This is a genomic window from Arachnia propionica (genome assembly GCF_003932785.1).
Lineage (GTDB): Bacteria > Actinomycetota > Actinomycetes > Propionibacteriales > Propionibacteriaceae > Arachnia > Arachnia propionica_B.
The window spans coordinates 1-925 of record NZ_RQYT01000120.1 but is presented as its reverse complement, the minus strand read 5'-3'; the positions used below and the strand labels follow the sequence as shown (position 1 = coordinate 925).

Annotated in this window: 2 protein-coding genes; both read right to left on the bottom strand. The window is 66.5% G+C overall.

Annotation, left to right across the window (positions count from 1 at the left end; translation table 11 throughout):
• Positions 1 to 273: 273 nt before the first annotated feature.
• Positions 274 to 615 carry a hypothetical protein gene (locus EII35_RS15520; protein WP_125229342.1) on the bottom strand — a complete coding sequence of 114 codons (342 nt, stop codon included), beginning with the start codon at positions 613 to 615 and terminating at the stop codon, positions 274 to 276.
• A 1-nt stretch (position 616) separates the two neighbouring features.
• A partial coding sequence (locus EII35_RS15515) for a sigma factor-like helix-turn-helix DNA-binding protein (protein ID WP_312019307.1) occupies positions 617 to 925 on the bottom strand: 309 nt, incomplete at its 5' end.

Below are 925 nucleotides of genomic sequence, written 5' to 3'. Positions count from 1 at the left end.
TCGCCGTCTGCACCAATTCATCAGCAGCATCGGCGCCACCCGTCAATGACCGGGCGATCTTCACCAGATGCGACAGATTCGCACTGACGAATTCCTTGAAGTTCTCCTGAACCTCCACGCTGGTTGGCATCTCGCCCTCCTTTCACCCATCCAGACGACCCACACCCCCGCCAGGGTTCACATCCTCGTCGAAGATGTTCCCCGGGAACGAAAAACCCCGGCCCCCGGCCAGGGGTCGTGGAGGGCCGGGGACCGGGGCGGTCTCAACTCGCCTCACGCGCAGGTGAGGTCCTCCTGCGGGAGATCGGCCAGCGGGATGAGCCCCAGCTGGTCGCCCTGGTGCAGCATCGGCAGCACGCAGCTGGGCTGCACCCCCGGTGTCGGCGGGACCGCCGCAGGCACCGTCACGATCTGCGGGCTGTGCCGCGACGACAACCCGTTGAGATACAACGCAGCGATCCCCGCCACCAGGGCGAACACCGCCACCACGGTGACGACGACGATCCGCTGGCGCAGGTTCCGCCGCTGCTGGGCGTACTCCCACACGGCCTGCGGAGTCAGGGAGGTCCTGCCGGACTGGCCGTGAAGCACATCCCTCAGGTCTCGAGTGTCCATGTCACGCTCCCTTCGCCTCGAGGTCGACCACGCGCATCTTGTTCAGCGCGCGGGCAGTGGTTGACTTGACGGCGCCGACCGCAATCCCCAGTTCGTAGGCCGTCGCGGCCTCCGTCAGGTCGGCCAGATAACGAAGAGTGATGACCGCCCGTTCCCGCGGCGACAACGGCCGCAACAGCTCCTCGATCGTCGATGAGCTGTCGAGGGAGCGTTGCGGATCCCCCCACGCCTGACTCGCCGTCGGCTCACCCTGGTCATCCGTCGGCCGGAAGATCTGCTGGAACCGACGCTTCCGACGCCACGAGTCATA